21 protein-coding genes and 1 pseudogene are annotated in these 26,508 nt (G+C 60.6%); 14 read left to right on the forward strand and 8 right to left on the reverse strand.

Features of this window, described 5'->3' with window-relative positions:
* Positions 1–145: 145 nt before the first annotated feature.
* From QRN33_RS10630 to QRN33_RS10665, 8 genes are all read left to right on the forward strand, one after another.
* Entirely contained in the window at positions 146–460 is a 315-nt protein-coding gene (locus tag QRN33_RS10630; RefSeq protein ID WP_016770842.1) for an ElaB/YgaM/YqjD family protein, read from the forward strand.
* 2 nt (positions 461–462) lie between these two features.
* Positions 463–849, forward strand: a complete 387-nt coding sequence (locus tag QRN33_RS10635) for a phage holin family protein (RefSeq protein WP_008079909.1) — start codon at positions 463–465, stop codon at positions 847–849.
* Positions 846–1,184 carry a hypothetical protein gene (locus QRN33_RS10640; RefSeq protein ID WP_042607865.1) on the forward strand — a complete coding sequence of 113 codons (339 nt, stop codon included), beginning with the start codon at positions 846–848 and terminating at the stop codon, positions 1,182–1,184. The genes QRN33_RS10635 and QRN33_RS10640 overlap by 4 nt, the downstream gene beginning before the upstream one ends.
* 120 nt (positions 1,185–1,304) lie before the next feature.
* Positions 1,305–2,468 (forward strand): EAL domain-containing protein, encoded by a 1,164-nt coding sequence (locus QRN33_RS10645; RefSeq protein WP_285408458.1) that lies wholly within the window; start codon positions 1,305–1,307, stop codon positions 2,466–2,468.
* 69 nt (positions 2,469–2,537) lie between these two features.
* Positions 2,538–3,866 carry a deoxyguanosinetriphosphate triphosphohydrolase gene (locus tag QRN33_RS10650; protein ID WP_042607867.1) on the forward strand — a complete coding sequence of 443 codons (1,329 nt, stop codon included), beginning with the start codon at positions 2,538–2,540 and terminating at the stop codon, positions 3,864–3,866.
* 386 nt (positions 3,867–4,252) lie between these two features.
* On the forward strand, positions 4,253–4,879 hold the full coding sequence (locus tag QRN33_RS10655; protein WP_042607868.1) for a response regulator transcription factor: 627 nt from the start codon (positions 4,253–4,255) through the stop codon (positions 4,877–4,879).
* 8 nt (positions 4,880–4,887) lie between these two features.
* Complete coding sequence (locus QRN33_RS10660) at positions 4,888–8,532, forward strand: transporter substrate-binding domain-containing protein (RefSeq protein WP_285408461.1); 3,645 nt, start codon at positions 4,888–4,890, stop codon at positions 8,530–8,532.
* A gap of 48 nt (positions 8,533–8,580) precedes the next feature.
* A complete protein-coding gene (locus QRN33_RS10665; protein ID WP_285408463.1) occupies positions 8,581–11,526 on the forward strand; it encodes an HD domain-containing phosphohydrolase in 2,946 nt (981 codons plus the stop codon).
* Here the strand turns inward: QRN33_RS10665 and msrC are convergent, their stop codons facing one another.
* Together msrC and QRN33_RS10675 are read right to left on the reverse strand one after the other, a co-directional pair.
* On the reverse strand, positions 11,527–12,009 hold the full coding sequence (gene msrC, locus QRN33_RS10670) for a free L-methionine (R)-S-oxide reductase MsrC (RefSeq protein WP_042607871.1): 483 nt from the start codon (positions 12,007–12,009) through the stop codon (positions 11,527–11,529).
* A complete protein-coding gene (locus tag QRN33_RS10675) occupies positions 12,006–12,896 on the reverse strand; it encodes an ATP-binding protein (RefSeq protein ID WP_041478431.1) in 891 nt (296 codons plus the stop codon). Before QRN33_RS10675 ends, msrC begins: the two co-directional genes overlap by 4 nt.
* A gap of 165 nt (positions 12,897–13,061) precedes the next feature.
* Here QRN33_RS10675 and QRN33_RS10680 point away from each other — a divergent pair, with 165 nt between their 5' ends.
* Positions 13,062–15,383 (forward strand): hybrid sensor histidine kinase/response regulator, encoded by a 2,322-nt coding sequence (locus tag QRN33_RS10680; protein WP_285408467.1) that lies wholly within the window; start codon positions 13,062–13,064, stop codon positions 15,381–15,383.
* On the opposite strand, the gene QRN33_RS10685 is transcribed toward QRN33_RS10680, so the two are convergent.
* The 3 genes from QRN33_RS10685 to msrB all read right to left on the reverse strand — a co-directional run bounded on the left by QRN33_RS10685 (position 15,367) and on the right by msrB (position 16,807).
* Entirely contained in the window at positions 15,367–15,825 is a 459-nt protein-coding gene (locus QRN33_RS10685) for a MarR family winged helix-turn-helix transcriptional regulator (RefSeq protein WP_285408469.1), read from the reverse strand. The genes QRN33_RS10680 and QRN33_RS10685 overlap by 17 nt on opposite strands.
* Positions 15,822–16,307: a glutathione peroxidase gene (locus QRN33_RS10690; protein WP_285408471.1), complete on the reverse strand. Its 486-nt coding sequence runs from the start codon at positions 16,305–16,307 to the stop codon at positions 15,822–15,824. Before QRN33_RS10690 ends, QRN33_RS10685 begins: the two co-directional genes overlap by 4 nt.
* Before the next feature lie 104 nt (positions 16,308–16,411).
* On the reverse strand, positions 16,412–16,807 hold the full coding sequence (gene msrB, locus QRN33_RS10695; protein WP_083352269.1) for a peptide-methionine (R)-S-oxide reductase MsrB: 396 nt from the start codon (positions 16,805–16,807) through the stop codon (positions 16,412–16,414).
* A 224-nt stretch (positions 16,808–17,031) separates the two neighbouring features.
* Here msrB and QRN33_RS10700 point away from each other — a divergent pair, with 224 nt between their 5' ends.
* Positions 17,032–18,243 (forward strand): pyridoxal phosphate-dependent aminotransferase, encoded by a 1,212-nt coding sequence (locus QRN33_RS10700; protein WP_042607876.1) that lies wholly within the window; start codon positions 17,032–17,034, stop codon positions 18,241–18,243.
* Between the two features lie 302 nt (positions 18,244–18,545).
* Positions 18,546–19,433 (forward strand): protease HtpX, encoded by an 888-nt coding sequence (gene htpX / locus QRN33_RS10705; RefSeq protein ID WP_007908619.1) that lies wholly within the window; start codon positions 18,546–18,548, stop codon positions 19,431–19,433.
* A 172-nt stretch (positions 19,434–19,605) separates the two neighbouring features.
* Here the strand turns inward: htpX and QRN33_RS10710 are convergent, their stop codons facing one another.
* A complete protein-coding gene (locus QRN33_RS10710; RefSeq protein ID WP_123419053.1) occupies positions 19,606–20,262 on the reverse strand; it encodes a thiopurine S-methyltransferase in 657 nt (218 codons plus the stop codon).
* Between the two features lie 103 nt (positions 20,263–20,365).
* Between QRN33_RS10710 and QRN33_RS10715 the strand changes: the two genes are divergently transcribed.
* A complete protein-coding gene (locus QRN33_RS10715; RefSeq protein ID WP_042607878.1) occupies positions 20,366–21,133 on the forward strand; it encodes a DODA-type extradiol aromatic ring-opening family dioxygenase in 768 nt (255 codons plus the stop codon).
* A gap of 106 nt (positions 21,134–21,239) precedes the next feature.
* On the opposite strand, the gene QRN33_RS10720 is transcribed toward QRN33_RS10715, so the two are convergent.
* Positions 21,240–22,913: a DEAD/DEAH box helicase gene (locus tag QRN33_RS10720; RefSeq protein WP_042607879.1), complete on the reverse strand. Its 1,674-nt coding sequence runs from the start codon at positions 22,911–22,913 to the stop codon at positions 21,240–21,242.
* Positions 22,914–23,333: 420 nt separating this feature from the next.
* On the opposite strand from QRN33_RS10720, the pseudogene QRN33_RS10725 reads away from it, so the two are divergent.
* Positions 23,334–24,126, forward strand: a pseudogene (locus QRN33_RS10725) (crotonase/enoyl-CoA hydratase family protein).
* Positions 24,127–24,237: 111 nt separating this feature from the next.
* Here QRN33_RS10725 and QRN33_RS10730 read toward each other — a convergent pair.
* Positions 24,238–24,993 carry a spermidine synthase gene (locus QRN33_RS10730; RefSeq protein ID WP_042607880.1) on the reverse strand — a complete coding sequence of 252 codons (756 nt, stop codon included), beginning with the start codon at positions 24,991–24,993 and terminating at the stop codon, positions 24,238–24,240.
* Positions 24,994–25,144: 151 nt separating this feature from the next.
* Here QRN33_RS10730 and QRN33_RS10735 point away from each other — a divergent pair, with 151 nt between their 5' ends.
* The gene (locus QRN33_RS10735; RefSeq protein WP_064361542.1) at positions 25,145–26,491 is read left to right on the forward strand and encodes a class II 3-deoxy-7-phosphoheptulonate synthase; all 1,347 of its coding nucleotides are present in this window, start codon (positions 25,145–25,147) and stop codon (positions 26,489–26,491) included.
* Positions 26,492–26,508 lie beyond the last annotated feature (17 nt).

Consider the following 26,508-nt stretch of genomic DNA (forward strand, 5'->3'; position numbering starts at 1 on the left):
TGAATTGGATTTTTTCGCCCGGCAACAGCGCACGAATGCCAAGCGACGCACCACGACACAGCAAAAGTTGTACCAGGCATTTGCACTGAACCTTCACGCAAGGCTCATACTCGAACGCTTCAAAGCCACCTACGGAGATCCACCAATGGCCAGCATCAAGGCAAAGACTGCTCAAGAAATCCTGATGAACGACTTCCAGACTCTGGTTGCCGACACCGAACGCTTGCTCGAGCACACCAAGACCCTCGCTGGCGATCAGGCCGATGAGCTGCGCGCCCAGATTCATGACAGCCTGCTGCGCGCCCGCGAGACCCTGAAAGTGACTGAAGACACTCTGCGCGAACGCGGTCAGGCGGCGGTTACCGCTACTGAAGACTATGTGTCCGCCAACCCATGGCAATCGGTGGGCATCGCGGCCGGCGTCGGTTTTCTGATTGGCCTGCTGGCTACTCGGCGCTGATCATGTCGATCGGTGAATCCGGCCCGACTGCGGGCACCGCCTCCTCCACGCGTCGTCTCGGCGCCGCCGTTCTGGGCTTGCTGCACAGTCATGTCGAGTTGTTCGGCATCGAATTGCAGGAGCAGAAATCACGCACCGTCAGCCTGCTGCTGTTTGCCGGTCTGGCGCTGGTGTTTGCCCTGCTGTTGCTGGTGGGCCTGTCGACGCTGGTGATGATCATCTTCTGGGACACCTACCGTCTGGCGGCGATCATCGGCCTGTGCGTGTTCTACACGCTGGCGTCGATCTTCTGCGGCCTGCGCCTCAAAGCGGCGATTTTCGACGAGTCCTCCCCTTTCCACGGCACGCTCGAAGAGCTGGCCAACGACCGGGAGCGCCTGCTGCCATGAGCCTGCCTGAACTTCCGCACAACAGCTCGCGCCGGGAAATGCGCAAGGCCCTGATCCGCCTGCGCATGGAAATGCACCGTCAGGAAATCCGCCACGAAACCGCGCAAGTGCTGCAACCCTTGCAGCGCATGCGTGGCATGAAGCAGAACGTGCAGGACGGTTTCGGCATCAAGCATGCGCCGTTGTGGGGCGTGGCGGCGGTAACGCTGCTGGGTTTCCTCACCGGCAAAGGCTCGAAACGCAGCGGCGGTGGCGGTCTGACCCGCCTGCTGCGTCTCGGCACCACGCTCGGACCGCTGATCAAACTGGTCATGCACAGCTCGGGCAAACGCTGAGTCGGTGTCTCTGGCTACAATCTTGCAATAGCGCCGGGATGAATCTCCTTATCGGGGGATTCAATCCCGCGTGCCTATCCGGCAAACGCGGCCAACGAACAATAAGATTAAGGACTTGCCGTGATCGACGGGCAACCGCTCGCCTGCTTTCAGCCTTTCATTGACACCGCCACCGGACGCATTGCAGGCGTCGAAGCACTCGGCCGCTTGCGTCACGGCGATGGTCAGTTGACCTCGGTCGGACCGTTATTCGCCGATCCGCGCACCCCGGCCACCGCCCTTCGTCGTCTCGACCGGCAGATCCGTGATCATGCCTTGAGCCGCCTGCATGAGGCACCGCCAGAATGGTTTCTCAGCCTCAACATGTCGCCGCGCTGGATCAGTCGCCTGCGTGCGGATCAGGCCTTGCCCAGTCTCAAGCAGTTGGCCCGGAACAAGGTTGATCCGCAGCGCATCGTGTTCGAAATCACCGAGCTGGGTGGCAACAGCGAACGTTTGTCACAGGTGGTCGGACGCTACCGCGACGCAGGCGCGAGAATCGCCATCGATGATTTCGGCGCTGGCTATTCGCAGCTGGATCGGGTGCTGGCCCTGCAACCGGACATTCTCAAGCTCGACATGCGCCTGTTCCAGGCAGCGGCCCTTGGTGGCCCGAGCAGCGATGTGGTCAAAGCACTTGCGCAAATGGCCGAGAAAACCGGCTGCTGGATCATCGCTGAAGGTGTCGAAACCGAAGCGCAGCTCAATTTCGCTCTGGAATGCGGCTCGCGCTACGTGCAGGGTTTTCTCTTCGCCCGTGCGCAGGAAGATTTCTTCGCTACGGATGCTTTCGTCGCGCACTTCGCTCAACTGCGCCAGCGCTATGTGAAGCAGAAACTCAGCGAACGCGGACGGCTGATGCAGATGCGCCAGCAGCTCAGTGAGTTGATGGCGATTCTGCAGCAATGGGCGCAGGCCCGCGCTCCGCTCAGCGCACTACCAAAGCTGCAGGCGTTTCCCTGGCTGCTGCGCTTTTATCAATGTGATCGTCACGGCACGCAAATGACGCCCAATCTGGAATGGCGACACGACGGCTGGTTCGCCGATGATCGCTACCTGGGGCACAACTGGTCATGGCGACCCTACTTCTATCATCTGCTCGCCGAAGGCTGGGAAGAACGCCGCCTGACCCTGTCGAGTACTTATCGCGATGCCACCAGCAACCAGTATTGCCTGACCGCCGGGCAGTTCTTCGATAACGGTGAGCGCTTGCTGTTGATCGATATCGATGCGGCGGGCCTGTAGTTCTGCTTGCAGGCACGGGGCCGAACCGGGAAGCTAGGGCGATCAGTCACCAGACGGAGAGAATCAGCCTTGGATTGGCCTACCCTGCTCAACCGCGAACGCCTCGGCAAGCCGCTGCACAGCCCGCAAGAACTTGGCCGCAGCCCTTTTCACAAAGACCATGACCGCATCATTTTCTCCGGTGCCTTCCGCCGCCTCGGGCGCAAGACCCAAGTGCACCCGGTCACCAGCAACGATCACATTCACACGCGCCTGACCCACTCGCTGGAAGTCAGTTGCGTCGGCCGGTCGCTGGGCATGCGCGTCGGCGAAACCCTGCGCAGCGCGCTGCCGGAATGGTGCGACCCCGCCGACCTCGGCATGGTGGTGCAGTCGGCCTGCCTGGCTCACGACATCGGTAACCCGCCGTTCGGCCATTCCGGCGAAGACGCCATTCGCCACTGGTTTCAACAAGCCGCCGGGCGCGGCTGGCTCGATGGCATGAGCGAAGCCGAGCGCGGTGACTTCCTCAATTTCGAGGGCAATGCTCAAGGCTTTCGCGTGCTGACACAGTTGGAATATCACCAGTTCGATGGCGGCACCCGCCTGACCTACGCGACGCTGGGTACCTATCTGAAGTACCCGTGGACCGCGCGCCACGCTGACTCCCTTGGCTACAAGAAACACAAGTTCGGCTGCTACCAGAGCGAACTGCCGCTGCTCGAACAGATCGCTCACAAGCTCGGCCTGCCACAACTGGAAGATCAGCGCTGGGCACGCCATCCATTGGTGTATCTGATGGAGGCAGCCGACGACATCTGCTATGCGCTGATCGATCTCGAAGACGGTCTGGAGATGGAGCTCCTGGAATACGCCGAAGTCGAATCGCTGCTGCTCGGACTGGTCGGTGACGACCTGCCGGAAACCTATCGCCAGCTCGGCCCGCAGGATTCCCGGCGGCGCAAGCTGGCGATCCTGCGCGGCAAGGCCATCGAGCACTTGACCAACGCAGCGGCGCGGGCCTTTGTCGAACAACAGGACGCCCTGCTTGCGGGCACGCTGCACGGCGATCTGGTCGAACACATGCACGGGCCGGCGAAACGCTGCGTGTTGAACGCCAAGGACATTGCCCGCAAGAAAATCTTTCAGGACAAGCGCAAGACCTTGCACGAAATCGGCGCGTATACGACGCTGGAAATCCTGCTCAATTCGTTCTGCGGCGCCGCGCTGGAGCAACACAACGGCCGCACGCCGTCGTTCAAGAGTCGGCGCATCCTCGATCTGCTCGGTAATAACGCCCCGGACCCGCGGGGGTCGTTGCACAGCTCGTTTCTGCGCATGATCGATTTCATCGCCGGCATGACCGACAGCTATGCCAGCGACATGGCGCTGGAAATGACCGGCCGCTCCAGCCACTGAGTCTGCTGCATCCAGTCGGGCGGGCACCATGACCGACTGGATACAACCAGCTGCCCCCCGCGATCATTCGGAAAACGCCGTGCTGGCCAGGGCAGCGCGTGAGCTGATAGCGGAAAAGATAAACACCACGACGGCGCACTGTTAAACCCATATTTAAACACTTGCAAAATTATCAAAGCCCAACACTTGCAAACTCTGACAAGCCAACAGTGAAGTCCTGCCAACCCCGCACTTCCTTACGTCAAACCTAATTTTAACGTAGTCCCTTTCCTTATTACGCGTAGGACTAATCCTATAAGGTAGTCACGACACTGCCAGTCCATGCGAGTGCTCACGCATCTGAGCTAAGGTGCGCGCTTTATTCATGCTTGCATGGGACTCTATTTATGAACTCCGTTTTTATTGTGGACGACCATCCGGTTATCCGTCTCGCCGTCCGAATGCTGCTGGAACATGAAGGCTATAAGGTCGTCGGTGAATCCGATAACGGTGTCGATGCCATGCAAATGGTCCGCGAATGCATGCCTGACCTGGTCATCCTGGATGTCAGCATTCCCAAGCTGGACGGCCTCGAAGTGCTAGCCCGCTTCAACACCATGGGTTCGAATTTCAAAATTCTCATTCTGACCGCGCAATGTCCAACGCTGTTCGGGATTCGCTGCATGCAGTCCGGTGCCTCCGGTTATGTCTGTAAACAGGAAGATCTGAGCGAACTGGTCAGCGCAATCAAAGCGGTACTCTCCGGTTATAACTACTTCCCCAGCCAGGCACTTAATCCGGTTCGCTGTGACGATATCCGTTATGTCGAACTTGAATTATTCAAATCCGTCAATGATCGCGAATTGATGGTACTGCAGTTATTTGCCCAGGGCCGTACCAATAAAGAAATTGCCAAGGGCATGTTCCTAAGTAACAAGACGGTGAGCACGTATAAAAAACGCCTGATGCAAAAACTCAAGGCCAGATCCCTTGTAGAACTTATCGAGATGGCCAAACGCAACGCTCTTGTGTGAGACCCTACATGCCCAGCCGTTTAAAGGACTATCTAATCGCCTGGAGCGCAGGTCTGTGCCTGAGCGCCAACGCATCTGCCATGCCAGGCGTCTCACCGGACTACGCCTTGCTCAGTCGCTCGGCCAGCGAAGCCGTCCAGGTTGTCTTGCAGCCTGCTCAGCGGCAATGGCTGCAGAGTCGCAGCGAACTGGTGCTGGGAACCTCTGCACCTGACTACCCGCCATTCGACATGACCGTGAGCGGCAAGGACTACGAAGGACTCACCGCCGACTACGCGGGCATCCTCGGCCAGGCCACCGGCTTACCGATCAGGGTGCAACGTTTCCCCTCCCGCGACGCTGCCATTCGCGCCCTGGTCGACGGCCAGATCGACCTGCTCGGCACAGCCAACGGCTACGAAGCGGGCAACGCCAATCTCGCTTTCTCCAGACCTTACGCGGTCGATCAGCCAGTACTGGTGACCCGCGAGGATGAAACCCGCTCTCTGACCGAGGGTCTGGCCGGGCTGCGCCTGAGCATGGTTTATCACTACTTGCCACTGCCCGAGATCAGAGCGCTGTATCCCAAGGCGCTCATTACCTGTTATCCGTCCTACCAGAATGCAATCAACGCCGTGGCGTTCGACCAGGCCGATGTGTTTCTCGGCGATACCCTTTCCACCCACTACATGATCAACAAGGGGTATCTGAACAATGTCCGCATGGCCAACTTCGGCAAGCAGGAAGCGCAAGGGTTCAGCTTCGCCGTAAGGCGCAGCAATCCGCAACTGCTGGCCATTGTCGACACGGTGCTAGATGCCATTCCGGGCAGCCAGCGCGACGAAATCGGCAAACGCTGGAGCGCTGGCAGCGACTTGCTGCTCACCGACAGAAAACTGCAGTTGACCCATCGCGAGGAGAGCTGGCTCAAGCAGCATCCCGTAGTCAGCGTAGTGGTCAATGAAGCGTTCGCACCGTTGACCTTCTTCGACAGCGCCGGCAACTTTCGGGGCATCAGCGCCGATCTGCTCGAACTCATTCGCTTGCGCACCGGCCTGCGTTTCGAAATTCAGCGCAGTCGCAACGATGCGGAAATGATCAAACAGATCGACAACCACAAAGCCGATCTGATCGCCGCGCTGCTGCCAAGTGCCGAACGCGAAAAAACCCTGAGCTTCAGCCGGCCCTACCTTGAGAATTCCTACGTGCTGCTGACCCGCAAAAGCGCCGACGGCCCGACCAACCTGGCACAACTCAAAGGCAAGCGGCTGGCGATCGCCCAAGGCAATCCACTGGTCGATTACTTGCGGGAAGACTTCCCGGGCATTGAAGTGATCGAAACGCCCGACAGTTTCAGCGCGGTGTCGATGCTGGCTGAAAACCATGTCGACGGCGCCGTGAACTCACTGGTGATCGCCAACTACTTCATTTCATCGCGCATCTTTGCCCGGCCATTGCAGATCACCACCACCATCGGTACCGGTCAGGCCGCGTTTTCACTGGCTACCGCCCGTGACAACAGCGAGCTCGCCTCGATCATCAACAAGGCACTGCTGAGCATCGCTCCGGAAGAACTCGGTGTGATCAACGGTCGCTGGCGTGGTTACTCCACCGCATCGCAGAACATCTGGCAAAACTATCAGCGTCTGTTCTATCAAGTCATCGCCGCCGCCGGCCTGATCCTGCTGCTGTTACTGACCTGGAACGCCTACATGCGCCATCAGATCAAACAGCGCCGCGCCGCCGAGCGCGCGTTGAACGATCAACTGGAGTTCATGCGATCTCTGGTCAACGGCACGCCGCATCCGATCTACGTGCGGGATCGCCAGGGTCTGCTGCAGAGTTGCAATGACAGCTATCTCCAGGCGTTCAACGCCAAGCGTGAGGACATCCTTGGCAAAGGGGTCATGCAGGGCACAGTGAGCAATGCTTTCGAGGCCCAGGCCTTCCACGCCGATTACCAGAGAGTCATCGCCGAAGGTACCGCGCTGATACTCGACCGCCCCCTGCACATCGGCAACCGCCGTCTGACGATTTACCACTGGATCCTTCCCTACCGCGACTCCAGCGGCGACGTCCAGGGCATCATCGGCGGCTGGATCGATATCAGTGAACGCCGTCAGTTGTTCGAGGAACTGCGCGCGGCCAAGGAGCAGGCAGACGAGGCAAACCGGGCCAAGAGCACGTTTCTGGCGACCATGAGCCATGAAATCCGCACACCGATGAACGCCGTGATCGGCATGCTCGAGCTGACCCTCAAACGCATCGAGCCCCAGCATCCGGATCGAGCATCCATCGACACGGCGTACCATTCGGCGAAGGATCTGTTGGGGTTGATTGGCGATATTCTCGACATCGCCCGCATCGAATCCGGGCGACTGAGCCTGTGTCCGGACTGGATCAACCTGGTCGACACGGTGACATCCGTGGCGCGCATCTTCGACGGTCTCGCCCGGCAGAAAAACCTCGCCCTGCAAGTCGTCTTCAATCCGCCGGACCCGGCCGTGGAGGTGCATCTGGATCCGCTGCGCTTCAAGCAGGTGCTGTCCAATCTGGTCAGCAATGCCATCAAATTCACCGACCACGGCCACGTGCGGATTACCCTGGACTTAATGACATCGGACGCAACCGGACGGGCTCTGATGCAATTGACCGTGCAGGACAGCGGTGTCGGGATCAGCGCCGAAGATCAACAGCGCCTGTTCGAACCGTTTGCCCAGGCACAAAATGGCAGTCGCCAGGCCACAAGCGGCGCCGGGCTGGGGCTGGTCATCAGTCGCAATCTGTGTGAAATGATGGGCGGACAACTGCAGCTCAACAGCCAGCCGGAACTGGGCACTCAGGTCTGCGTGTCCCTGCCACTGCAAATCCGCCCGGCAACGGCACACCCAGCGAAAAGCGAGCCGGCGATCAAACCTGCAACGACGCCCCTGCATGTCCTTGTGGTCGACGACCATCCCGCCAACCGTTTGCTGATGTGCCAGCAGCTCGAGTTTCTCGGTCACCGCTTCAGCATCGCCGAAGATGGCCGCAGCGGCCTGGAACTGTGGCAGGCAGAGCATTTCGATCTGGTGATTGCCGACTGCAACATGCCCGTGATGAACGGATATGACCTGACTCGCGCCATCCGCCAGTTCGAGCTGCAAAATCGTCGCCCGCCGTGCACCGTGCTAGGTTTCACGGCCAACGCCCAGCCAGAGGAAGTCCAGCGCTGCAAACTCGCCGGCATGAACGATTGCCTGTTCAAGCCACTGAGCCTGACCCTGCTCGGGCAGTGGATCGACGGGATCACGCCAGCGTCTCCCGCATCGGTGTTCGACCTGCAGAGTTTGTGCCTGCTGACCGGCAGCAACCCGGCGCAGACACGCCGCTTGCTGGTGGAGCTGCTCAAAAGCAGCCGCCTCGACCGCCAGGAACTGCTCACTCTTTCGCCTGCCGATGATCGCGAAGGACTGACAGTAGTCGCCCACAAGATCAAGGGCGCGGCACGCATCGCCCAGGCATCGCGGCTGATCGAATGTTGCGATGCCCTCGAGGACGCTTGCCAGCAAGCGCTTCCATCGCTGGAGATTGGCCGCCGATGGCAAGCAACCAGTCAGGCGATGCTCGAACTGGAGCAAGCCCTGCAACATCAATTGGCATTGGCCGACCAAGGCACAGTGAGCGAGTCTTAACTATGCTTGGAGCTGAGCAGTGAGTTAAACATTCATGGAGAGCCTGCAATGCCCAGCCCACTGCGCCCCGAGCAGCGCCGCTTGCCGCTGCACGTGCACATCAGCGTCATGTTCACTTTTCTTTTGTTGCTGACGGGCGTAGTGCTGGGCCTGTTCAATTACCGCCAGACCACGCAGATCATTCTGTCGAGCAGCGAGAAACTGTTCGATCGCATCGAACAGGATGTGCGCGATGACCTGCAGGCAACTTACCAGCCGATCCGCCATCTGTTGAGCCTGCTGGCAGATACCCCGGCGGCCCAGTCTGCTGATCTTGAGCATCGCCTGCCCTTGCTCAAGCCCTTCAGCCAGTCATTGGTCGACAACCCGGCGCTGGCCTCGCTGTATCTGGGTTACGCCAATGGCGACTTTTTCATGGTGCGGGCGCTGCGCACGGCGGCGCTCAAGGCCCAGTTGCAGGCGCCGGACACGGCGGTTTATCAGGTGTGGAGCATCGAGCACGATCCCCAAGGCGCCATACGCTCGCAATCACTGTTCTTTGATCAGGCCCTGACCCCGATCAGCCGCCGCGATCATCCGCAGGACGCCTACGATCCACGCAACCGGAACTGGTTCAGCGACGCCCTGCAACAGGCCGGGCAGATCACCACCGAACCCTACGTATTTTTCTCCACTCACAATGTCGGCACCACGCTGGCCCGGCGCAGCGGCGAGAACGCCGTGATTGGCGCCGACCTGACCCTCGCTTCGCTGTCGACCGCCCTTGGCAGGCACCGGGTCACGCCCTCTACGGAAATCGCGTTGTACGACACCGACGGCAATGCCGTGGCCTACCCCGACAGCCATCGCCTGATCGTCGACGACCGCTCGGCGCGGCTGGCCCGAGCGGCCGATCTGAGCCCCGAGCTGAACGCGCTTTTCAGCGCAGGAGATATTGGCAAGCGCCTGCAGGTGAACGGCCGGCAATGGATCGTCGCCCGTACCGGCATTGAGGAAGGTGGGCCAAAAGGTCTGCAACTGGCGCTGCTGGTGCCGGAAGATGAATTACTGGCCGACGCTTTCCGCCTGCGCTGGCAAGGCGCGCTCATCACCCTGGCGATCTTGCTGCTGTGCCTGCCACTGGGCTGGGTGACTTCGCGGATCCTCGTCAAACCGCTGCATGCATTGGTCAAGGAAGCCGATGCCATTCGCAGCTTCGACTTCAACTTCCCACTGACCCGCCGCTCAGCCGTGCTGGAAATCGACCGATTGAGCCTGTCCATGGCGCGGATGAAGGACACCCTGGGCAGTTTCTTCCGAATCACCGACAGCCTGTGTGCCGAAACACGCTTCGCCCCGTTGCTTGAACGAGTGCTCTTCGAAACCGTGCAAATCGCCCAGGCTCAGGCCGGTCTGATCTATCTGCGTGAAGCGGACGGTGCCCGCATGGAACCTTATGGGCTGATCATCGATGGCGTACCGCAAGCACTGGAGGCGTTCGACATTCAGGGCCGTGAGCTGCATCAAAACAGCGGGCCGGCGTGGTTCGAACAATTGGCCAGCGCCAACAATACCGTCAGCCATCTGGGCTTCGATCAGGCCGGCGACTTGCAGAAAATCCTCCTGGCGATGCAGTCGCCACGCATCCACCTGATTGGTATCCGCCTGCACAACCAGCATGACGAAACCATCGGCCTGCTGATTCTGCTGGTCGATGACAGCGGTGCGCCGAGCGATCTGGAAAAACTGCGGCCTGACCGCATCGCCTTTTTGCAGGCGGTGTCCGGCGCGGCGGCGGTGAGCATCGAAAGCCAGCGCCTGCAGGCCCGGCAGAAACAATTGCTCGATGCTTTCATCCAGCTGCTCGCCAGCGCGATCGACGCCAAGAGCCCGTACACCGGCGGCCACTGCCAGCGAGTACCGGAACTGACGCTGATGCTCGCCCAGGCTGCCGCCGCCAGCCAGGCGCCGGCGTTCAGTGCCTATCAGCCCAGTGAGGATGAATGGGAGGCGTTGCACATCGCCGCGTGGCTGCACGATTGCGGCAAGGTCACGACGCCGGAATACGTGGTCGACAAAGCCACCAAACTTGAAACCATCAACGACCGCATCCATGAAGTCCGTACGCGTTTCGAAGTGCTCAAGCGTGATGTCTGGATCAACTACTGGCAGACGTTGGCGAACGGTGCAGACGACGCTGCGCTGGCCCGCTCGCGTGACCTTGAGTTGATGACGCTGGACGACGATTTTGCCTTTGTGGCCCGCTGCAATCTCGGTGGCGAGGCCATGGCCGAGGCTGATCTGCAACGCCTTGATCAGATCGCGCTACGCACCTGGCTGCGCACGCTTGACGATCGCCTTGGTGTGTCATGGGAAGAACACCGCCGCCAGGCGAAAACGCCTGCGCCCACGCTGCCCGTCAGCGAAAGACTGCTGGCCGACAAACCCGAGCATCTGATCGAACGCGACCCGAACGAACTGATCCCGGAAGACAATCCCTGGGGTTTCAAACTCGATGTGCCCGCATACAAGTACAACCGCGGCGAGCTCTACAACCTGAAGATCGCCCGGGGCACGCTGACCCGCGAAGAGCGCTACATCATCAATCACCACATGGTGCAGACGATCATGATGCTCAGCCGCCTGCCCTTCCCCGGCCACCTCGACAGCATCGCCGAGATCGCTGGCGGCCATCACGAAAAAATGGACGGCACCGGCTACCCGAAACGGCTGAAGCGCGAGCAGATGAGCCTGCCGGCGCGGATGATGGCGATTGCCGATATTTTCGAAGCGCTGACCGCCGCCGATCGCCCTTACAAGAAAGCCAAATCGTTGAGCGAGGCGCTCGGGATCATGGCGACCATGTGCCGCGACGCGCACATTGACGCGCCGCTGTTCGGCCTGTTCATCAACGAGGGGGTGTACATGCAGTACGCGACGCGGTTTCTCGATCCCGCGCAAATCGACAGCGTGGACACGGCCAGCCTGTTGCACAAGGCTGGCCTCAGCGGTTGATCAGCAGTCGGTCAGGCGCAGGAAAATCGCTGCCAACTGCTCGATGCCGGCCTGGTCTGCGGCGCCGAAACGCGCCAGCTTCGGGCTGTCGAGGTCAAGCACGCCAATCAGGCGACCGTCCTTGACCAATGGCACCACCAGTTCGCTGTTCGAAGCGCTGTCGCAGGCGATGTGGCCGGGGAAGGCATGCACATCTTCGACGCGCTGGGTCTGCAGACTGGCAGCAGCGGCGCCGCATACGCCACGCCCGAACGGAATGCGCACGCACGCGATCTGGCCTTGAAACGGGCCGAGCACCAGTTCTTCGTTGCGATTAAGGTAGAAACCGGCCCAGTTCAAATCATCGAGCTGATTGAACAGGAACGCGGAAAACTGCGCGGCGTTGGCGATGAAATCGCGCTCGTCCGCCAGCAGCGACTCCAGTTGGGCAGCCAACATACCGTAGCCTTCGAGGCCCTGGCCGCTGTGTTGCAAATCAATCATGCCTTGTGCTCCAGCAATTTCAGTCCCACCCAGTAGCGGGCGAATTGATACGCGCAACGTCCGTTGCGATTACCGCGGCCGGTGGCCCAGCGCACGGCGAGAATGTCCAGTGCTTCGTCGCGCTGCCAGCTCAGGCCGGCCTTGGCGGCCAACTGGCCGATCCAGTGTTCGACGACATTGAGGAAGTGTTCCTGGGTAAACGGATAGAACGACAGCCACAGACCGAAGCGGTCCGACAGGGCGATCTTGTCTTCCACCGCTTCGCTCGGGTGCAGTTCGCCGTCGACGCGCTTCCAGTTTTCGTTGTCGCTTTCCTTTTCCGGCACCAGGTGGCGACGGTTGGAAGTGGCATACAGCAAGACATTGTCGGGGGCCTGCTCGAGCGAACCGTCAAGCACGCTTTTCAGCACGCGGTAGTCGCCTTCGCCGGATTCGAACGACAAGTCATCACAGAACAGCACGAAACGTTGCGGCAATTTGGCGACCTGCTCGACCACCCGTGGCAAGTCCGCCAGATGATCGCGCTCGATCTCGATCAGACGCAGGCCCGCGCCGGCATGCTCGGCCAGCAACGCCCGTACCAGCGAGGACTTGCCAGTGCCGCGCGAGCCCCAGAGCAACGCGTGGTTGGCCGGCATGCCATCGAGAAACTGTTGCGTGTTGCGCCCCAGTTGCTCCAACTGACGGTCGACGCCGATCAGGTCCGACAGGCGCATGTCGAGGCTGACTTCCAGCGGCAGCAGATAACCGCTGCGCCCGTCACGCTGCCAGCGCGCCGCCAGACACGTATTCCAGTCAATGACAGGACGCGGTGCCGGCAACAGTGGTTCGATTCGCGCCAGAACCGACTCGGCGCGTTCAAGAAAAGCATTCAATCGGGAATCCACGTCTTCTCCTCGGGCACTTTCACAGTGATGATGACGATCCAGCGACCCTGCACAGATAGAATTGCCCGACCAAGCCTTGTTACAAGGCGATTCGGGAACCTCGGTATCCATACATGATCGACTATGCTTGAGCAGCGAAGGGAAACGGAAGTGGTTCAACACCTCATGGATATCAAATTCACCCACCGGCTGTCATACAAGCAAGCCAGGCTTACCGTGCTGGTCGGGTTCATTCTGGGCACCCTGCTCAGTCTGCTGCAGATCGGCATCGATTATGCCAGCGAAGACGCTTCCATCAACCGGGAAATCCTCGCCCTGCTGGAAATCAGCCACAACCCGGCCTCGCGCATCGCCTACAACATCGACGCCGAACTGGCGCAGGAACTCACCCTGGGCCTGTTGCGCTCGCCGGCGATCATCGCCGCGCAACTGATCGACAACAACGAGACCGTGCTGGCCAACGTCAAACGCCCGGAACTGCAGAGCAACTATCGGCTGATCAGCGACTTCCTGTTCGGCGCCAAGCGTCATTTCGAAGACCGCCTGTACCTCGACCACTTGCCCAACGAATCCCTCGGCGTCCTCAAGCTCGAAGTCGACACCTATGCCTTCGGCAGCCGTTTCCTGCGACGTGCAGAAGTCACCCTGCTCAATGGCTTCGCCCGCAGCCTGCTGCTGACCGGGATCCTGCTGGCGCTGTTCTACGTGATGCTGACCAAGCCGCTGGTGCGAGTCATCCGCGAACTCAGCGGCCGCGATCCACGCAGCGCCGAGCCGACCACGCTCGAGTGCCCCGCCGGCCACGGCAATGATGAAATCGGCGTACTGGTGAAAGTCGCCAATCAGCAATTCGAAAACATCGCCACGGAAATCCAGCAACGGCGTACAGCGGAAAACCGCCTGACCGAATACCTCGCGCAACTTGAAGACATCGTCTCGGCGCGCACCGCCGAGCTCAAGGCGATCAACGCCCGCCTCAGCCAGTCCAACGAAGAACTCGAAGTGGCGCGCCGCACGGCGCTGGACATGGCCGAAGCGCGTTCGGCCTTTCTGGCCAACATGAGCCATGAAATCCGCACGCCGCTCAACGGCTTGCTGGGGATGATCGCGCTGTCGCTGGACGGCCCGCTGAACGCCGAGCAGCAGCAACAATTGTCGATTGCCCACGACTCGGGCAAGGTGCTGGTGGAACTGCTCAACGATATTCTCGACCTGTCGAAATTCGACGCCGGGCAACTTGAGCTGGAAAACATCCCGTTCGATCTCGGCTCGCTGATCGAGGACACGGCCAATCTGCTCTCACAAAATGCTGCGCCGAGCGTTGAGCTGACCTGTTTGATCGAGCCGCACTTCCCGGCCCTGGTGCTGGGGGACCCGACGCGAGTGCGGCAGATTGTCAGCAACCTTTTGTCCAATGCACTGAAATTCACCCGCTTCGGTCGGGTCGACGTGCGTTTGTCGGCGCACAAGCATGGCGTGCGCATCGAAGTCTGCGATACCGGCATCGGTATCGCCCAGGAAGCTCAGGTGAAAATCTTCCAGCCGTTCACTCAGGCCGGCGCTGGCATTACCCGTCAATACGGCGGCACCGGGCTGGGTCTGGCGCTGACGTATAACCTTTGCGAAGCCATGCAGGGCCGCTTGACCATCAGTTCCGAGAGCGGTTTCGGCAGCCAGTTCTGCGCCGATCTGCCCCTGCCAAGCCACACCCGCGCACTGGCGCCGGAGCCGTTACGCGGCAAGGTTCTGGCGATCACCGCCGCCAGCAGTGGTCTGGCAGAGCTGCTGAAAAGCCTGTTGCCGGTGTGGGGGCTGGAATACACGCAGCGCACCATCGATGACTCGCTGCTGGGCCTGAATCCTGACGTACTGATCACTGATTGCCCGGAGTGCCTGTTCGGTCTGCGCCCGAACATCACCGCACCGATTCTGCTGGTGACGGCTTACGGCAGTTTCCTGCCCAGCGAAGAAGCCGCCGCCCTCGCCCCCTTGCAGCAGCAAGCCCGGCCGCTGGCGCGCAACGCGCTCTATCAGCACCTGCGGCGGATTCTGCAACCGGATGTCGCCACCCTCAGTGAAACGCAAGCGGATGCCTCGCCGTCCACGCGTCGGGGCAAGGTGCTGCTGGTCGAGGACAACCCGGTCAACCAGTTGGTCGCCAAAGGCATGCTCGGCAAGCTAGGCTGCGATGTGGTGGTGGCGGGCCATGGCGCCGAGGCGCTGGACCAGTTGGAGTTTGCCGATTTCGGTCTGGTGCTGATGGACTGCAACATGCCGGTGATGGATGGCTATGAAGCCAGTCGGCAGATTCGCCAGAGCGGACGCTGGCCGAATCTGCCGATCGTCGCGCTGACCGCCAATGCCATGTCCGAGGAGCGCGAACGCTGCCGCGCGGCCGGCATGAGCGACTATCTGGCCAAACCGTTTCGCCGCGAAGAACTCGCGGCGTTGCTCGATCAGTGGATGCCGACTACGTCAGCGCTTTGATCTGCCCCAGCAAGTGATCGAGGCCGGCGCGCAAGTCGTTGAGACGGTCGAGATCAACGTCGCTGTCGCATAACAGGCGCGCTTTCAGCGGCGCGACCTGTTCGCGCAGTGCTGCGCCGACAGGCGTCAGGCTCAAATGCACCTCGCGTTCATCGCGCTCCGAGCGCCGACGCTGGACCAGATCGATGTGCTCCAGCCGCTTGAGCAACGGCGTCAACGTGCCCGAGTCCAGCGCCAGACGTTCACCGAGGGCTTTTACCGTCGGCTGCTCCGGTGCAGCGTCATGCCACTCCCACAGCACCAGCATCACCAGGTACTGCGGGTAAGTCAGGCCCAACTGATCAAGCATCGGCTTGTAGGCGCGAATCACCGCCCGCGAGGCTGCGTAAAGCTTGAAGCACAACTGGCTGTCGAGCTTCAGCGAATCAACCGCCAGACTCATTTCAGCAAGGCTTCGATCTCGCCGCTCAGATCCTGCGGCTTGGTCGTCGAGGCGAAACGCTTGACCAACTGGCCGTCCTTGCCGATCAGGAACTTGGTGAAGTTCCACTTGATGCCCTGCGAGCCGAGCACGCCCGGGGCGCGTTTCTTCAACTGCACGAACAGTGGATGAGCATCGGCGCCATTGACGTCGATCTTCTTGAACAGCGGGAAGCTGACGCCGAAATTCAGCTCGCAGAATTCGCTGATGGCGCCCTCAGTGCCCGGTTCCTGCTTGCCGAACTGGTTGCAGGGAAAGCCCAGCACCACCAGCCCCTGGTCCTTGTAGGTCTGCCAGAGCTCTTCGAGGCCTTTGTATTGCGGAGTGAAGCCACACTTGCTCGCCGTGTTGACCACCAGCACTGCTTTGCCAGCGAAGTCGGCGAGGGTCTTTTGCTCACCCTTGATGGTGGTGCAGGGGATATTCAGCAGATTGTCGCTCATGAGATGGCTCCGCAATCGTGAGGAAAGGGCGAACATAACGAGCAATTGAATTGTGTGCAATTTAATTATTCGAAAAACAGGCGACATCGCGTCGCCTGGTTCGGTTATTCGCGGGGCTCGAGATTCAGGCACACCGAGTTGATGCAGTACCGCAGGCCAGTCGGTGGCGGGCCATCCGGGAACACATGGCCAAGATGCGCATCGCAGCGCGCGCATTTCACTTCGGTGCGGATCATGCCGTGGCTGGTATCACGGATTTCGGTCATCGCGCTTTCGCCGATCGGCGCGTAGAAGCTCGGCCAGCCGCAACCGGAATCGAACTTGGTCGTGGAATCGAACAGTGGTTCATTGCAGCAGATGCAGTGGTAGACACCGTCGGTTCTGGTGTCGTTGTATTTGCCGGAGAACGGGCGCTCGGTGGCACTCAGACGGCAGACGTTGTACTGCTCGGGGTCGAGCATGGCTTTCCACTCTTCCAGGGTTTTCTGCAACTTTTCCATCATCACACCTCAGCGGCTGAAAAAGCCCGATCTGTACCTTTTCCACGGATCGGGCGGCACGTATGATTGCGCCTCGTCACGCGCCAGTCTGGCAGCCAGACCGGGCGCATTCAAACGGATTCTGAGCGCTCAAGCGACAGACCTCCGCCTGTGCGAAGACGCAGCAATCCCAGTACGGTTGTCCACTTGCCGTCTGGATCGTTCATTTTCGGGATCACATCGCCATGCAGTTCAGCAAATCGAACAAGCTCGCCAACGTCTGCTACGACATTCGCGGCCCGGTGCTCAAGCACGCCAAACGACTGGAAGAGGAAGGCCAGCGCATCCTCAAGCTGAACATCGGCAACCCGGCGCCGTTTGGTTTCGAAGCGCCGGACGAAATCCTCCAGGACGTGATCCGCAACCTGCCGACCGCGCAAGGCTACAGCGATTCCAAAGGCCTGTTCAGCGCGCGCAAGGCGGTGATGCAGTACTACCAGCAGAAACAGGTCGAGGGCGTCGGCATCGAAGACATCTACCTGGGCAACGGTGTTTCCGAGCTGATCGTGATGTCGCTACAGGCGCTGCTCAATAACGGCGACGAAGTGCTGGTGCCAGCGCCGGACTATCCGCTGTGGACCGCTGCGGTCAGCCTCGCCGGCGGTAATGCCGTGCATTACCTGTGCGATGAAGGCGCCGACTGGTTCCCGGACCTGGCCGACATCAAGGCCAGGATCACCCCGAACACCAAGGCCATGGTGATCATCAACCCGAACAACCCGACCGGTGCGGTGTACTCGAAGGAAGTGTTGCTGGGCATGCTGGAAATCGCCAGGGCGCACAACCTGGTGGTGTTCTCCGATGAAATCTACGACAAGATCCTGTATGACGATGCCGTGCACATCTGCACCGCTTCGCTGGCGCCGGACCTGCTCTGCCTGACCTTCAACGGCCTGTCGAAATCCTACCGCGTGGCCGGTTTCCGCTCCGGATGGATCGCCATCTCCGGGCCGAAACACAACGCACAGAGCTATATCGAAGGCATCGACATGCTGGCCAACATGCGTCTGTGCGCCAACGTGCCGAGCCAGCACGCGATCCAGACCGCGCTGGGCGGCTATCAGAGCATCAACGATCTGGTCCTGCCCCAGGGCCGCCTGCTGGAACAGCGCAACCGCACCTGGGAACTGCTCAATGACATTCCCGGTGTCAGTTGCGTCAAGCCGATGGGCGCGCTGTACGCATTCCCGAAAATCGACCCGAAGGTCTGCCCGATCCATAACGACGAGAAATTCGTCCTCGACCTGCTGCTCTCCGAGAAGCTGCTGGTGGTGCAAGGAACGGCATTCAACTGGCCCTGGCCGGATCACTTCCGTGTGGTCACCCTGCCCCGCGTCGATGATCTGGAAATGGCCATCGGCCGTATCGGCAACTTCCTCAAGTCCTACCGCCAGTAATAGGCCAGCAGTGCGCAACGATCAGCCGTTGCGTACTGTCTGATTCAGCAACACATCTTTGTTCCGCACCTTTGCAGCCCTTCTACACTTGCGATGCGAGGCGTGCAGACGTGTCCGACCTAATGGCAGCGGGGCGCGAAGCTGTGTCATCCGCATCGGAATTGAGAGTGGGAATTTTCTTTTTCCTCAGGAAACCGCTGTAGGACACAGTTTGAAATAGTCACTCGGTTGAATAGCCCGGTGCCGCACCTTATATACCCCGCAGTACGCTACATCTTTAGCTTGAGGAGAGTTCTACAACCATGATGCGCATCCTGCTGTTTTTGGCCACTAACCTGGCGGTCGTGCTGATAGCCAGCATCACCCTGAGCCTGTTCGGCTTCAACGGGTTCATGGCGGCCAACGGGGTCGATCTCGACCTCAGTCAGCTGCTGGTTTTCTGTGCGGTCTTTGGTTTCGCCGGCTCGCTGTTCTCGCTGTTCATCTCCAAGTGGATGGCGAAGATGAGCACCGGAACGCAAATCATCAGCCAGCCACGCACTCGTCATGAGCAATGGCTGCTGCAAACGGTCGAGCAACTGTCCCGCGAAGCCGGGATCAAGATGCCTGAAGTCGGGATTTTCCCGGCCTACGAGGCGAATGCCTTCGCCACCGGCTGGAACAAGAACGACGCGCTGGTCGCGGTCAGCCAGGGCCTGCTCGAGCGTTTCTCGCCCGATGAAGTGAAAGCCGTACTGGCCCACGAAATCGGTCACGTTGCCAACGGTGACATGGTTACGCTGGCACTGATCCAGGGCGTGGTGAACACCTTTGTGATGTTCTTCGCGCGGATCATCGGCAACTTCGTCGACAAGGTGATCTTCAAGAACGAAGAAGGCCAGGGCATCGCCTACTACGTCGCGACCATCTTCGCCGAACTGGTGCTGGGCATTCTCGCCAGTGCGATCGTCATGTGGTTCTCGCGCAAGCGCGAATTCCGTGCCGACGAAGCCGGCGCCCGCCTGGCCGGTACCAGCGCGATGATCGGCGCGCTGCAACGCTTGCGCGCCGAACAGGGCTTGCCGGTGCATATGCCCGACACCCTGAACGCCTTTGGCATCAATGGTGGCATCAAACAGGGCTTCGCCCGCATGTTCATGAGCCACCCGCCGCTGGAAGAGCGTATTGACGCCCTGCGTCGTCGCGGTTGATTTGATCGCACTGAAAAAGAAGGCCCGCAGTGATGCGGGCCTTTTTTTGTGTCCGACGATTATGCGCTGGCAGTGCCAACCCTTTCGCGAGCAGGCTCGCTCCCACCTTTGGAATGCATTCCCCTGTGGGAGCGAGCCTGCTCGCGAAGACGCCGGAACTGTTAACAAAAAACTATCTGGAAGAAACCCGATAAGCCCGCTCCACCAACCACTCAGCCCCGCCCTGCAGAAACTTGGGGCTCTCAGCCAGAATATCCCGCTCTTCCAGCCTCTCCACCTCCCAACCCTGGCCCAGCAACCGCTGCACTTCACCATCGCTCACCGCAAACGGCGGCCCCGGGATCTGCGTCTGATCGTAATCCAGGGTAATCACCAACCCTTTCATCCCCTGCGCCAGCAACTGCTGCAGGTGCGTCGCGTAGCGCTCGCGCATCGCTTCCGGTAGGGCAATCAACGCGGCGCGGTCATACAACGCAGTGCAACCCGCGACATCCTCCGCCTTCAGCGCGAAAAAATCCCCGCACCAAAGTTCGACGGCATCACTTCGATAAACCTTGAACGCGCCCTGCTCGCTGATCTGCGGCTCAAGCTTGTGCTCAACGAAAAAATCCTCGACAGCCCTTTCCGCGAGCTCCACCCCAAGCACCTGATGCCCCTGCCCGGCAAGCCAGAGCAGATCCAGACTCTTCCCGCACAGCGGCACCAGCACACGCGCCGACGGTGCAATCGCCAGATCCGCCCAGTAGCGCTGCAAATACGGGTTGGCCTCGGGCTGGTGAAAGCCGATCTGGTTCGAATCCCATTTCTTGTACCAAAACTCAGGCTGCATGGATCACTCCCGAAAAACCGATGAAAAACCGCAGAAACTTATATTGGATTCAGATCGATGACCTGACTGAAGATGGCTCATCTTAACGCTGAGGAGTCCGCCCATGTTGCCCAGCCTGTTTATCTCCCACGGTTCACCGATGCTGGCACTGGAACCCGGTGCCAGCGGCCCGGCACTGGCGCGACTGGCCGCCGAACTGCCGCGCCCCAAAGCCATCGTCATCGTCTCGGCACACTGGGAAAGCCACGAACTGCTGGTCGGCAGCCATCCGCACCCGGAGACCTGGCACGACTTCGGCGGCTTTCCGCGAGCGTTGTTCGAAGTGCAATATCCGGCGCCGGGCAATCCGCAGTTGGCAGCCGAAGTGGCTGAGCTTCTCAACACCAATGACCTGCCGTCGCGCCTCGATCCGCAACGACCGTTCGATCATGGCGTCTGGGTGCCGTTGTCGCTGATGTATCCGCAGGCCGATATTCCGGTGGTGCAAGTCTCGCTGCCGAGTCGCGGCGGCCCGGCACTGCAGACGCGAGTTGGCCGTGCTCTGGCGAGCCTGCGCGAGCAAGGCGTTCTGTTGATCGGCTCCGGCAGCATCACCCACAACCTGCGCGAACTGGACTGGCACGCCGGGCCGGAAAGCATTGAGCCGTGGGCGCGGGACTTTCGTGACTGGATGATCGCCAGGCTTGCCGCCGACGATGAGGCGGCGCTGCATGATTATCGCCAGCAGGCACCGAGCGCCGTGCGCAGTCACCCGAGTGAAGAGCATTTGTTGCCGTTGTTCTTTGCTCGCGGTGCTGGCGGGATTTTCAGCGTGGCGCATCAGGGCTTTACGATGGGCGCGTTGGGTATGGATATTTATCGCTTCGGTTGAGGCCTTCGCGAGCAGGCTCGCTCCCACAGACGCCAAAACACAGGCAAAAAAAATCCCCGAACCAGTCGGGGATTTTTTATCTGCGATCAATCAGCCCAGAGGCGGATCAATCTTCGCGATAGCGACGCAGCTTCAACTGCTTGCCAGCAACGCGAGTGTCCTTCAGTTTGGTCAGGAGTTTTTCCAGACCTTCTTCCGGCAGCTCGACGAGGCTGAAGCTGTCACGCACCTGGATGCGACCGATCGCTTCACGGGCCAGACCGCCTTCGTTGAGGATGGCGCCCAACAGGTTTTTCGCAGCGATACCGTCACGCGCACCCAGCGCGGTACGGCAACGAGCACGGCCTTCGCCCAACGGCATTGGCGCGCGACGCTCGCGATCACCACGGTCCGGACGATCGCCGGAACGCTCAGGACGGTCGCCACGCGGTGCGTTGTTCGGCACCAGTGGACGTTCCTTCTCGATCGCCGCCAGGTTCAGCGCTTGACCGTTGGTAGCCTTGCGCAGCAGCGCAGCGGCCAGTGCACGCGGGGTGCAACCGATGTCGGCGGTCAGGCGATCGAGCAGCTCACCGTGAGTCGATTCGGCATCAGCGACCAGCGGCGACAGGCTGTTGGTCAGTTTCTTGATGCGGGCATCGAGCACAGCCTGAGCGTCCGGCAGACGCACTTCGGCAACCTTCTGACCGGTTACACGCTCGATCACTTGCAGCATGCGGCGCTCACGTGGAGTCACCAGCAGCAGGGCACGACCTTCGCGACCGGCACGGCCGGTACGGCCGATACGGTGCACGTAGGATTCCGGATCGTACGGCATGTCAACGTTGAACACGTGAGTGATGCGCGGAACGTCCAGACCACGGGCAGCAACGTCGGTGGCAACAACGATGTCCAGACGGCCATCTTTCAGCGAGTCGATCACACGCTCACGCTGGTTCTGGGCGATGTCACCGTTCAGCGCGGCGGCTTTGTAGCCTTTGGCGTCGAGGGCGCTGGCCAGGTCCAGGGTGGCCTGCTTGGTGCGCACGAACATGATCAGTGCGTCGAAGTCTTCGACTTCCAGCAGGCTGAGCACGGCCGAGGTTTTCTGGTCAGCGTGAACCAACAGGTGAGCCTGTTCGATCGCGGTAACGGTCTGGGTCTTGGTCTGGATCTTGACGTGTTGCGGATCGCGCAGGTGGCGTTCGGCAATGGCGCGGATCGACTGCGGCAGGGTCGCCGAGAACAAAACGGTCTGACGGGTCGCTGGCAGAGCCTTGAAGATGACTTCCAGGTCATCCATGAAGCCCAGCTTCAACATTTCGTCGGCTTCGTCGAGAACCAGATGGTTCACGGTCGACAGGACTTTCTCGTCGCGACGCAAGTGGTCGCACAGACGACCCGGAGTGGCGACAACGATCTGTGCGCCATTACGGATTGCCTTGAGTTGCGGGCCCATCGGCGCGCCGCCGTAAACGGCCACGACCGTAACGCCTGGCATTTGCTTGGCGTAGGTTTCAAAAGCGGTTGCTACTTGCAGCGCCAACTCTCGGGTTGGCGCCAGGATCAGGGCTTGCGGTTCGCGCTTGGCAGGATCGATGCGGTGCAGAATAGGCAGTGCGAACGCGGCGGTTTTACCGGTACCGGTTTGCGCCTGGCCAATCATGTCCTGGCCGGCCATGATGATCGGGATCGATTGCTGCTGAATCGCCGAAGGCTCCTCGTAGCCGGTCGCTGCGACGGCTGCAAGAATATTCGGGTTGAGATTAAAAGCGGCGAATCCGCCGGTTTCCTGGGTCATGGGTCTGCCTCTAAGTGCATCCGCAAAGACCCATGCTCCAAAGCTGCGCATGCCGTGTTGAGACTCAAGAGTCGCCCTGGCAGCTTTGTCGGCGGGGATTTGCGAAAACGAATGAATGAAGATGAATCGTCAAGGAAGAGCCCGCAGTGCGGACGTGCAGCCGAAGCTGACTTCGGGAAATTGCGCTACCTAAACGCGGCCCGGTTAAAGGCCGGCGCGCACTATACCGGATTTTGCCCAAAAAGGGAGCTTTTTTTATCGCCACAACCCGTGTGTCACCGCCGTGTAACGGGCTTTTGCGGATAATCGTGCAACGGTCTATTTTGCAAAGGCCCGGCCCTGCGGGTGATGACGCTTAAACGGTTCACCGACCTGCGGCAAAGCGCCGCGCACCCGTCCATCCTGCTCGAGGAATTCTTCATGAATCAGCCCTGCGCCGGCCGCGTCAGCCGAGAAAGTCGTGGTCACGTGTACCTGATCGGCCTTGATCGGGCGGCCAAGCGCAATGCCTTCGACCTCGATCTGCTCAATGAGCTGAGCCTGGCTTACGGCGAGTTCGAAGCCGACCGCGAAGCGCGGGTGGCCGTGGTGTTCGGCCACGGCGAGCACTTCACCGCCGGGCTCGATCTGGTCAATGCCAGTGCCGCACTGGCCGAAGTGCTGGCAGGTTCCGAGCGGCGGTTGCGATCCCTGGGGTGTTTTCGTCGGGCCCCGGGTGAGCAAACCGGTGATCGTCGCCGCGCAGGGTTACTGCCTGACCATCGGCATCGAGCTGATGCTGGCGGCGGACATCAACCTGTGCGCGAGCAACACCCGCTTCGCGCAGATGGAAGTGCAACGTGGGATCTTTCCGTTTGGCGGGGCGACTTTGCGTTTCCAGCAGATCGCCGGCTGGGGCAATGCGATGCGCTGGTTGCTCACGGGCGATGAGTTTGATGCCCACGAGGCGTTGCATCTGGGCCTGGTGCAGGAAGTGATGGCCAGTGAAGACCTGATGCCGCGGGCGATCGAGCTGGCCGAACGGATTGCCCGGCAGGCGCCGCTGGGCGTGCAGGCGACTTTGCTGTCGGCGCGAAAGGCGCGCTATGAGGGTGAGACGGCCGCGGCGCAGGCGTTACCGGCACTGGTGAAGAAGTTGCTTGCTACTGAGGATGCCAGGGAGGGGGTGCGGTCGTTGGTGGAGCGGCGGCCAGGGATCTTCAAAGGAGTTTGAGAAGTCTGGCGCCTGTCGAGGCGACATCGCGAGCAGGCTCACTCCTACATTTGAAATGCAATCCCCTGTAGGAGTGAGCCTGCTCGCGATAGGGCCGGCACGGCCCTCGTTTCAGGTCGCCGGGCGAATCGCCTTGATCAACGACTGCAACGAATACCCCAGCTGTGGCGCCAGCGCTTCGGCCCGTTGGGTCAGCGCCTGCAGATCCAGCGTCTGATCGAGGTCCGCCGGGACGATCAGAATCACGTTGCCCTCCTTCACCGGCAGCTCCCAGTAATGCCGGTGATAAAGGCCGCGCAACAACGCCGCGCCCAGTGGTTTGCCATCGTCGGTGGCCCACTGGTTGATCACCAGCCAGCCGCCCGGATTCAGGCGCTTCTGGCAATCGCCGAGAAAGCTCCAGGCCAGATGCCCGACCCCGGGCCCGACATCGGTGTACAGGTCGACGAAAATCAGATCCGCCGGCTCGGCAGTGGGCAGCAGCTCAAGCGCATCGCCGACGCGGATGTACAGACGCGGATCGTCATCCAGACCGAGGTACTCGATGGCCAGACGCGGCACGTCCGGGCGCAGTTCGATGGCTTCGACGTCTTCCAGCGGCAGAAACTTGAGACAGGCCTGGGTCAGCGTGCCCGCCCCCAATCCGAGAAACAGTGCGCTCTCAGGTTGCTCGTGACACAGCGCGCCGATCAGCATCGCACGGGTGTAGTCATACTCCAGCCAGCTCGGGTCAGCGGTGAACACGCAACTCTGCTCGATCGCATCGCCGAATTCGAGAAAGCGGTAATCGGCCACTTCCAGCACGCGAATCACGCCGAACTCATCCTGTACTTCGGCGAGCAGATGCTCGACGCGCTCCTCAGTCATTTCGTCTCCTGATGGTCACCGGGCGCGGTGACGCGATGGCGCCGCTGTGGCACCGTGGCAAAGCGGCGATTGTCGGCGATGGGGCGGGAACAGGTCACGCACTAATTGCTGCTAACATGGCGCTCCCCTGCGTACGAACTTCGAGACCGTGATGAGCCAACCGTGGAGCCCTGACAGCTGGCGCGCCCTGCCGATCCAGCAACAACCGCAATACCCCGACGCCGCGCACCTGCGCCAGGTCGAGCAAACGCTGGCCAGTTATCCGCCGCTGGTGTTCGCTGGCGAAGCGCGCGAGCTGCGCCGTCAGTTCGCCGAAGTCACCCAGGGCCGGGCGTTTCTGTTGCAGGGCGGCGATTGCGCGGAAAGCTTCGCCGAGTTCTCCGCAGCGAAGATCCGCGACACCTTTAAAGTGTTGCTGCAAATGGCAATCGTCATGACCTTCGCCGCCGGCTGCCCGGTGGTCAAGGTCGGGCGCATGGCCGGTCAGTTCGCCAAGCCGCGTTCGGCCAACGACGAAACCATCGGCGGGGTGACTTTGCCGGCCTACCGTGGCGACATCGTCAACGGTATCGGCTTCGACGAAAAGAGCCGCGTGCCGGATCCGGAACGTCTGCTGCAGTCCTACCATCAGTCCACGGCGACCCTGAACCTGTTGCGCGCTTTCGCTCAGGGCGGTTTTGCCGACCTGCATCAAGTGCACAAGTGGAACCTGGATTTCATCGCCAACTCGGCGCTGGCCGAGAAGTACGCCCACCTCGCCGACCGCATCGATGAAACCCTGGCATTCATGCGCGCCTGCGGCATGGACAGCTCGCCGCAACTGCGCGAAACCAGTTTCTTCACCGCCCACGAAGCGTTGCTGCTGAACTACGAAGAAGCCTTCGTGCGCCGCGACAGCCTGACCAACGATTACTACGATTGCTCGGCGCACATGCTGTGGATCGGCGACCGCACCCGCCAGCTCGACGGCGCGCACGTCGAATTCCTGCGCGGGGTGAACAACCCGATCGGGGTCAAAGTGGGTCCGAGCATGAACCCCGATGACCTGATCCGCCTGATCGACGTGCTCAATCCCGACAACGATCCGGGCCGTCTGAACCTGATCGCGCGGATGGGCGCAAACAAGGTTGGCGATCACCTGCCGGCACTGATCCGCGCGGTGCAGCGCGAAGGCAAGCACGTGCTGTGGAGCTCCGATCCGATGCACGGCAACACCATCAAGGCCAGCAGTGGCTATAAGACCCGCGACTTCGCGCAGATCCTTGGCGAAGTGAAGCAGTTTTTCCAGGTGCACGAAGCGGAAGGCAGTTATGCCGGCGGCATCCACATCGAAATGACCGGACAGAACGTCACCGAGTGCATTGGCGGCGCGCGGCCGATTACCGAGGATGGCTTGTCCGATCGTTATCACACCCATTGTGATCCACGGATGAATGCCGATCAGTCGCTGGAATTAGCGTTTCTGATTGCCGAAACGTTGAAGCAAGTCCGGCGCTAAACCGGATCCCGTGTAGG

The sequence above is a fragment of the Pseudomonas sp. FR229a genome, assembly GCF_030209115.1.
Taxonomy (GTDB): Bacteria; Pseudomonadota; Gammaproteobacteria; order Pseudomonadales; family Pseudomonadaceae; genus Aquipseudomonas; species Aquipseudomonas moraviensis_A.